The following is a 6034-nucleotide window of genomic DNA, read 5'->3' as shown; positions in this document are numbered from 1 at the left end:
ACGCCACCCGCCCCGCCCCCGGATCGGAACCGGGAGCGGGGCGGGGGCGGAGGCGGAGGCGGAGGCGGCGACCAGGATCAGGTGACCAGGATCACCCGGCCGGGATCAGGTGACCAGGATCACCCCGCCCGGGTTCAGGGCCGCAGCTCCTGCGTACAGCACTTCACGCTGCCGCCGCCCTTGAGGAGTTCGCCCAGGTCCATGCCGATGGGCTCGTAACCCCGGTCCCGCAGTGGCCCGAAGAGCCCCACCGCGGCCTGGGGCAGCAGCACATGGCGGCCGTCGCTCACCGCGTTCAGGCCCAGGGCCGCCGCGTCCGGCTCCTCCGCGATCAGGGCGTCGGGGAAGAGGCGGGCGAGGACCGAGCGGCTGCCCGGGGAGAAGGCGCCGGGGTAGTACATGACGTCGTCGGTGGCGTCGTCCAGGACGGACAGGGCCGTATCGAGGTGGTAGTAGCGCGGATCGACCAGATCCAGTCCGATCACCGGGCGGCCGAAGAACTCCTGTGCCTCGTCGTGGGAGAGCGGGCTGGAGCGGAAGCCGCGCCCGGCCAGGACGTAGGACGAGGTGACGGCGAAGTCGCCCTCGCCCTCGTTGATATGGACGGGTTCATGGATCTCGGTGAACCCGGCCCCCCGGAACCAGTCGAGGTGCACGGCCGCCTCCGGTTCGCGTTCCGGGTAGGCGAACCGGGCCAGCAGCACCCGGCCGTCGACGACGGTCGCGCCGTTCGCGGCGAAGACCATGTCGGGCAGTCCGGGCCGGGGGACGAGCAGTTCGACGGTGTGGCCGAGCGCGCGGTATCGGTCGCGCAGGTCCTCCCACTGGGTCATGGCCAGCGGGAGATCGATCGGTTTCGCCGGATCCATCCATGGGTTGATGGAGTACGTCACCTTGAAGTGCGCGGGTGGGCACATCAGATAGCGGCGCGGCGATGCGTCACGAAGCGATGAGCGCAATGAGGGCTCCTCACATACGAGTACAGACGAGTACGACGGGTGAACACGCGGGTCTGCGTGGAGCCATAGTGAGGCCATTTCGGCCAATGCGCTGTGATCCGATCGGATGCTTCATCCTCTTGTGAGGATCTGCCATCGTATGAATATCGAGACGAGACGTATCGGCTCCCGGGCTGGGTAGGTTGAGCGCCATGAACCGGACCACGCCCCCCGGCGCCGGACGCCGCAGCGAGCGCTCCCGCCGCGCCATCCACGCCGCCGCCCTCGCCCTGGTCGCCGAGGTGGGGTACACCCGCACCACCATCGAGGGCATCGCCGCGCGCGCCGGGGTCGGCAAGCAGACGATCTACCGCTGGTGGCCGTCCAAGGGAGCCGTCCTCCTGGAGGCGTATCTCGACCTCGCCGAACAGGCGTCCGGCGACGCCGAGCGGCGCATTCCCGACACGGGTGATCTGGAGGCGGATCTCACCCTGGTGCTGCGGGCCGCCGTGGACGAGTTGAACGACCCCGCGTACGAGGGGCCGACCCGCGCGCTCACCGCGGCGGGCGTGGTCGATCCGCTGCTGGGGGCGCAGTTCGTCGAAAAGCTGCTCGAACCCGGGCTCCGGCGCTACACCGACCGGCTGCGCTCCGCCGAGGCCGCGGGCCAGGTGCGGGCCGGGCTCGACGCCCGGATCGCCGTCGAACTCCTGGTCGGACCGCTCACCCACCGCTGGTTGCTGCGCACCCTGCCGCTCACCCACGCGTACGCGGACACGCTGGTGGCGTACGCGCTGCACGGGCTCGCGCCCCGGAAGTGACCGAAGTGACCCCGGACCGACCCCCCGGTTGGGAACTGTGGCCACCCGGGGAGCAGGATGGTGCGACGATGGTAGAGACCACGTGGGGCGAGCGTGAGCTGTGAGGGGATAGATGGGCGACGGTAATGGCCGCTACCGCGGCACGGAGAACCGGCTCTCCTGGGAGACCCGGCTGCCCCAGTGGCTGCGACGGCGCCCCAGAGCCCCGAAGACCACAGCGGAGCCGGACAACTCCCGCCGCGAGGGTCTGCTGCTCGCCGTCGCCGACGCGGGAATGCCCCTGGCGCCCGCCGCCTATCCCGTCTCGTACCGGTGCTCCTGTGAACGCATCGGCTGTCCGACCCCCGGCCGGCACCCCGTCTCCTTCGCCTGGCAGACGCAGTCCACCACCGACCGCGCCCAGATCCTGCGCTGGTCCCGGGGCGAGCCGGAGGCGAACTTCATCACGGCGACCGGCATGGTCCACGACGTACTGGACGTACCGCTGGACGCGGGCCGCGGCGCACTGGAGCGGTTGCTGGACCAGGGGGTCGAGATCGGCCCGGTGGCCGAGTCGGGCGGGACGGGCGACGAGGGGCGGACGCTGTTCTTCACCGCCACCCGGGGCACCCCCGAGGACGAGGACGAGTGGTGGCCCTGTGAGCTGGACTGCCGCCCCGAGACCATGGACGAGCATCCGGGGCTCCGCTGGCACTGCCGGGGCAGCTATGTCCTGCTGCCGCCCGCGCGGCTCCCCGGCGACCACGAGGTGCGCTGGGTGCGGGGGCCCGAGCACCCGCTGCCGGACCCGCTGACGCTGCTGGAGACCCTGACCGACGCCTGCGCGCGGTACGCGGGGGAGCACGCGGATCTGGACGCGCTGGACGACACCGGGGCGGTCTGGCCGCTGGGCCGCCGCTGACGGCTGCCCGCGAGCCGCGAGGTTCCGGGCGCGGCTGCCGATCCAGAGCCGCGAGGTTCCGGGTGCGGCTGCCGATCCAGCCAGGTTCCGGGCGCTGCTGCCGATCCGCAGGTCCCGGGCGCCGTCCCGGGGTCTTGACCGTGAGCGGGGCTCCCGGTTCCGGATACGGCCCCGCCGCGCGGACGAGGCCGCGAGGCCGCTCCGGTGGTGCTCAGGACCCCTTCGCCGACGTCAGACCCGTCAGCCGCCCCAGTACCTCGACCTTCCCGCCGTCCGGGCCCGCGCTCGCGGGCGGGATCAGGACCGCCTGGCTGGAGATCCGCTCCTTGGTGAGCGAGGACTTCACCTCCCCGGTGAGCAGCGCCCGTACATCCGGGTGCACCGGCAGATTCACGCCCTTCGCCGCGGTCTGCCGCTCATGGTTGCGCACGGTGAAGAAGAACAGCGCACCGCCGTCCGTGGTCGCAAGACCCAGCGGGGCGTAGTCGGCGCTGTCGAGGGACTGGTCGATGTACTGCGTGGTCATCCCCGGCTTGACGGCGTCCTTGAGGCGCGAGGCACGCCAGTCCGAGGTGTGCGGGCCGTCCTTGAAGTGCTCGGGCTTGCCGCTCTGCATATACGAGGCGTAGTCCTGGCTCAGTTCGCGCGGCGGTCGGGCCAGCGCGGCGCTGTTCACCCCGACCGGCTCGGCGTAGCCGTCCTTGTCCGTCTTCAGCGCGGGGATACGGGCGGGGGCCAGGATCGTCAGATACGCGACCTGCCACGGCCGGTCGGGACCGTTGCGCAGGAAGACGAGCACCCACCGGTTGTCCTCGGGGCCCTCGTCCCGGTCGCGGTTGGAGTCCGTGTCGGCGACGAAGTAACGCGGCCAGCCGGCCTTCTTCGGGATCGTGAACTTCGGGTCGGTCAGCTCCAGCGGCACATGCTGAGGGTTGCCGCCGGGGAAGTTGACGCCGCGCGCCTTCAGCCCCGCCTGGTTGATCGCGCCGAGTGAACCGGTCACCCGGTTCGCGGCCAGCGCGGGGTCGTACGCCTTGTCGGCGGCGTTGTACGCGGCGGTGAACTCCCGGAGCGCCTCCGACGCCTCAGCTCCGGTCACCGCCGGGACGACTTCCCGCTCCCCGTGCACCGTCACGCAGCCGCTCGCCGTCAGCGCCAGCGCCGTCATCGCCACGAGGCCCGTCACCGCCCGGCGCCGGCTCCGTACCACCGGGTCCGTCGACGGCCGACTCCGGCTCCCTGTCACGAAGTCCCTCGCCGTCCGGCTCCGGCCCCAGGTCACGAGGCCCGTCACCGCCCGGCCCCGGCGCTGCCTTCTCACCCGAATCGGCCTTCTCATCGGTCGTTCTCTCCTTGCCCCCCACTGACCGGCCGAAGCCTACCGGGGCGAGGAACAGCGCGAGCGCCGGGATGAGATAGAGCGCCCACACCGTGACCTGGAGCACGGTCGGGTTCGGCTGGAAGTTGAACACGCCCTTGAGGACGGTGCCGTACCAACTGTCCGGCGGGACGGTGGAGCTGATGTCGAACGCCTTGTGCTCCAGGCCGCCCAGGAAGCGGGCCTCCTGAAGGTCATGGACGCCGTACGCCAGCACACCCGCGGCCACGACCACCAGCATCCCGCCGGTCCAGGTGAAGAACCTCGCGAGGTTGATCCGCAGCGCGCCCCGGTAGAACAGCCACGCCAGGACGACGGCCGTCGCGATACCGAGGAGCACGAGGGCCAGGGGCGCCCCGCTGCCGTCGTCATCCGTGGCCGAGCGCACCGAAGCCCAGACGAACAGCGCCGTCTCCAGGCCCTCGCGCCCGACCGCCAGGAACGCCGTGGCGACGAGCGCCCCCGTACCCATGGCGAGGGCGGCGTCGAGCCTGCCGTGCAGCGCCGAGCGCAGGTGCCGGGCGGTGCGCCGCATCCAGAAGACCATCCAGGTCACCAGGACGACGGCGATGACGGACAGCACCCCGCCGAGGAACTCCTGGGCCTCGAACGTCAGCTCCTGCGAGCCGAATTCGAGCGCGAACCCGAAGCCGAGGGAGATGAGCACCGCGATCCCGATGCCGAGCCAGACCGGCCGGAGCGCGTCCCGCCGCTCGGTCTTCACCAGATAGGCGACGAGGATGCAGACGACGAGACCGGCCTCCAGCCCCTCGCGCAGCCCGATCAGATAGTTGCCGAGCACGTGGCGGTCCCTTCCCCGGTGCGGCGGTGGTGGTCCTGAGAACAGCGGCGGTGGTGGTCACGAGAACAGTGGTGGCGGTGGTCACGAGAACGGTGCTGACGGCGGTCACGAGAACAGCGCACGGCCCCACCAGTCGTCGGTGTCGCGTACACCCGGAGGGATCGCGAACAGCGCCGAACCCACGTGCTGGATGTACTCGTTGAGCACATCACGGGCCGCCAGCGACCGCTGCACCGGGATGAACCCCTTGCCGATGTCCCGCTGGTACGCCAGGAAGAACAGCCCCGCGTCCAGCCGGCCCAGACCGTCCGTGCCGTCGGTGAACGAGTAGCCCCGGCGCAGCATCTTCGCCCCGCCGTTGGAGTCCGGGTGCGCCAGCCGTACGTGGGCGGTCGGCAGCATCGCCGGAAGGAAGGGTTCGTCGCGCTCCTTCGCCCTGCCGACCGGTGCGCCCTCGGCCTTGTCGCGGCCGAAGATGTCCTCCTGCTCCTTGAGCGAGGTGCGGTCCCAGGTCTCGATGTTCATCCGGATCCGGCGGGCGACGAGATACGAGCCGCCCGCCAGCCACTCCGGGCCGTCCCGCCCGGCCACCCACACATGCCGGTCCAGCTCGGCGGCGTCGTCGCCCGGGACGTTACGGGTGCCGTCCTTGAAGCCCATCATGTTGCGCGGGGTCTGCGCTTCGGGCGTCGTCGACGAGGTCTTGCCGAAGCCAAGCTGCGACCAGCGCACCGCGACCGTGCCGAAACCGATCCGGGCGAGATTGCGGATCGCGTGCACCGCGACCTGCGGATCGTCGGCGCACGCCTGCACACACAGATCGCCGCCGCCACGCGCCGGGTCGAGGTTGTCGCCGGGGAACGCGGGCAGTTCGGTCAGGGCCCCGGGGCGGCGTCCTTCGATACCGAACCGGCCCGCGGCGAACAGCGAGGGCCCGAAGCCGACCGTCAGGGTCAGCCGGGACGGCTGGAGGCCGAGGGCCTCACCGGTGTCGTCCGGCGGGGCCTGTTCCGGCCCGCCGTGGGCGCCCGCGCCGACCGGGCGGCCCGCCGTCATCCGCTCCGCCGCCCGCGTCCAGTCCCTGAGCAGCCGGATCAGCTCGGCGCGGTCCCGGGTCCGTACGTCGAACGCGGCGAAGTGCAGCCGGTCCTGGACGGCGGTGGCGATACCGGCCTGGTGCACTCCGTGGAAGGG

General features: G+C 71.6%; 6 protein-coding genes. 2 read left to right on the top strand and 4 right to left on the bottom strand.

Annotated features, from left to right (window positions below; translation table 11 throughout):
* Nucleotides 1-134: 134 nt before the first annotated feature.
* A complete protein-coding gene (ddaH, locus tag ACWF94_RS30495) occupies nt 135-959 on the bottom strand; it encodes a dimethylargininase (protein WP_453495635.1) in 825 nt (274 codons plus the stop codon).
* A 191-nt stretch (nt 960-1150) separates the two neighbouring features.
* Between ddaH and ACWF94_RS30490 the strand changes: the two genes are divergently transcribed.
* Together ACWF94_RS30490 and ACWF94_RS30485 are read left to right on the top strand one after the other, a co-directional pair.
* The gene (locus tag ACWF94_RS30490; RefSeq protein ID WP_453495633.1) at nt 1151-1759 is read left to right on the top strand and encodes a TetR/AcrR family transcriptional regulator; all 609 of its coding nucleotides are present in this window, start codon (nt 1151-1153) and stop codon (nt 1757-1759) included.
* Nucleotides 1760-1871: 112 nt separating this feature from the next.
* Nucleotides 1872-2660 carry a bifunctional DNA primase/polymerase gene (locus ACWF94_RS30485; RefSeq protein ID WP_453495630.1) on the top strand — a complete coding sequence of 263 codons (789 nt, stop codon included), beginning with the start codon at nt 1872-1874 and terminating at the stop codon, nt 2658-2660.
* A gap of 211 nt (nt 2661-2871) precedes the next feature.
* Here ACWF94_RS30485 and ACWF94_RS30480 read toward each other — a convergent pair whose 3' ends face one another.
* The 3 genes from ACWF94_RS30480 to efeB all read right to left on the bottom strand — a co-directional run.
* Nucleotides 2872-3828, bottom strand: a complete 957-nt coding sequence (locus ACWF94_RS30480) for a hypothetical protein (RefSeq protein ID WP_453495638.1) — start codon at nt 3826-3828, stop codon at nt 2872-2874.
* Nucleotides 3746-4840, bottom strand: a complete 1095-nt coding sequence (gene efeU, locus ACWF94_RS30475; protein ID WP_453495627.1) for an iron uptake transporter permease EfeU — start codon at nt 4838-4840, stop codon at nt 3746-3748. Before efeU ends, ACWF94_RS30480 begins: the two co-directional genes overlap by 83 nt.
* Before the next feature lie 105 nt (nt 4841-4945).
* Nucleotides 4946-6034: iron uptake transporter deferrochelatase/peroxidase subunit (efeB, locus tag ACWF94_RS30470; protein ID WP_453495624.1), on the bottom strand; the 1089-nt coding region annotated here is incomplete at its 5' end.

It is taken from the genome of Streptomyces sp. NPDC055078, assembly GCF_053607985.1.
Note: the sequence above shows the minus strand (reverse complement) of the source record. Positions and strands in the feature narration are given on the sequence as shown.